The 2,081-nt window shown below is 72.4% G+C and carries 2 protein-coding genes; both read left to right on the plus strand.

Annotated features, from left to right (window positions below):
- Window positions 1-1,097: mannose-6-phosphate isomerase, class I (manA, locus tag K6I34_RS36145; RefSeq protein ID WP_229332259.1), on the plus strand; the 1,097-nt coding region annotated here is incomplete at its 5' end.
- The gene (locus K6I34_RS36150) at window positions 1,094-2,002 is read left to right on the plus strand and encodes a cation diffusion facilitator family transporter (RefSeq protein ID WP_229332260.1); all 909 of its coding nucleotides are present in this window, start codon (window positions 1,094-1,096) and stop codon (window positions 2,000-2,002) included. The genes manA and K6I34_RS36150, both read left to right, overlap by 4 nt.
- The last annotated feature ends 79 nt before the right edge of the window (window positions 2,003-2,081 follow it).

Here is a 2,081-nt window from a genome sequence, read left to right on the forward strand (position 1 = left end):
GCTCCCGCGTCGACCGCGGCGACGGCCCGCGCCCCCTGTGCGACATCGTCGACGCCGACCCCGAGGGCGAGCTCGGCCCGGAGGCCGTACGCCGCTTCGGCCCCCGGCTGCCGTTCCTGCTCAAGCTCCTCGCCGCCGCCTCCCCGCTCTCCCTCCAGGTCCACCCCGACCTCGACCGGGCACGCGCCGGATACGCCGACGAAGAGGCCCGCGGCATCCCCGCCGACGCCCCGCACCGCACCTACAAGGACGCGAACCACAAGCCCGAACTCCTCTGCGCCCTCACCCCCTTCGAGGGCCTCTGCGGCTTCCGTGACCCCGCCGCGACCGCCGAGCTGCTCGCCGCCCTCGACGTCGACTCCCTCAAGCCGTACGCCGACCTGCTGCACGCCCGGCCTGAGGCGGACGCCCTGCGCGAGGTCCTCACCGCCGTCCTCACCGCCGAACACGGCGCCATCGCCGACACGGTCCACGCCGCCACCGCCGCGGCCACGCGCCTCGCCGCGGAGGACGGCCCCCACCGGGGCGCGTACGCCGCCTACGCCTCGATCGCCCACCACTACCCCGGCGACCCCGGCGTCATCGCCGCCATGCTCCTCAACCACGTACGCCTCAGCCCCGGCGAGGCCCTCTACCTCGGCGCCGGCGTCCCGCACGCCTACCTCGACGGCTTCGGGGTGGAAATCATGGCGAACTCGGACAATGTGCTGCGCTGCGGGCTGACGCCCAAACACATCGACGTACCCGAACTCCTCCGCGTCGTCCGCTTCGAGGCCACCGACCCCGCCGTCCTGCGCCCCGAGGCCGACGCGGGCGGCGAGGAGGTCTACGCGGCACCCGTCGACGAATTCCGCCTCTCCCGCTACGCCTTCGCCCCCGCCTCCGAGACCTCCGCCGCACTGCCCCCCGGCAGACCCCAGATCCTCCTGTGCGTCTCCGGCACCGCCCGCGTGCGCGGCGCCGACGGCACCGAGCTGGCACTCCGTCAGGGAGAGTCGGTGTACCTGCGGGCCGCCGAACGGGCCGAACTCACCGGCGACGGAGCCACCGTCTTCCGCGCCACCGTGACGGCTTCGGACTGTGGAGACCTGACGTGAGCGCCTCGGGCGGCACCAAGGCCGTCGTCGCCGCGCTCGGCGCCAACCTGGCCATCGCCGTGGCCAAGTTCGTGGCGTTCGCGTTCAGCGGCTCCTCGTCGATGCTCGCCGAAGGCGTGCACTCCGTCGCCGACTCCGGCAACCAGGCCCTGCTCCTGCTCGGCGGCAAGAAGGCACAGCGGAAGGCCAGCGAGGAACACCCCTTCGGCTACGGCCGCGAGCGCTACGTCTACGGATTCCTCGTCTCCGTCGTCCTCTTCACCATCGGCGGCGTCTTCGCGCTGTACGAGGGCTACGAGAAGATCAGGGAACCGCACGAGCTGGACAACTGGTACTGGCCGGTCGGCGTGCTCCTCTTCGCGATCGTCGCGGAGGGCTTCTCCTTCCGCACTGCGGTGCGGGAAGCCGACGCGCTGCGCGGCGGGCAGTCGTGGAGCGCCTTCATCCGTACGGCCAAGGCCCCCGAACTCCCCGTCGTCCTGCTGGAGGACTTCGGCGCCCTTGTCGGCCTGCTCCTCGCACTCGGCGGTGTCGGCCTGACCCTCGCCACCGGCAACGGCGTGTGGGACGGCATCGGCACCCTCTGCATCGGCGCGCTCCTCGTCGTGATCGCCCTCGTCCTCGCCGCCGAGACCAAGTCCCTCCTGCTCGGCGAGGCCGCCGGGCCGGAGCAGATCGCGCGGATCCGCTCCGCGATGGTCGACGGGGAGACGGTCACCGGCGTCATCCACATGCGCACCCTGCACCTCGGCCCGGAGGAACTCCTCGTCGCCGCGAAGATCGCGGTGCGGCACGACGACACGGCGGAGCGGGTTGCTCGCGCGATCGACGAGGCGGAGAGCCGTATCAGGGAGGCGGTGCCGATCGCTCGCGTGATCTATCTGGAACCGGACATCAGGCGGTAGCGCTCCGCTGGGTTTGCCGGTTTTCGTCTGCGGGTGGGTGGGGCTTCTCGCGCAGTTCCCCGCGCCCCTGTTGTGGGGC

The sequence above is a fragment of the Streptomyces sp. UNOC14_S4 genome (assembly GCF_020740835.1).
Lineage (GTDB): Bacteria > Actinomycetota > Actinomycetes > Streptomycetales > Streptomycetaceae > Streptomyces.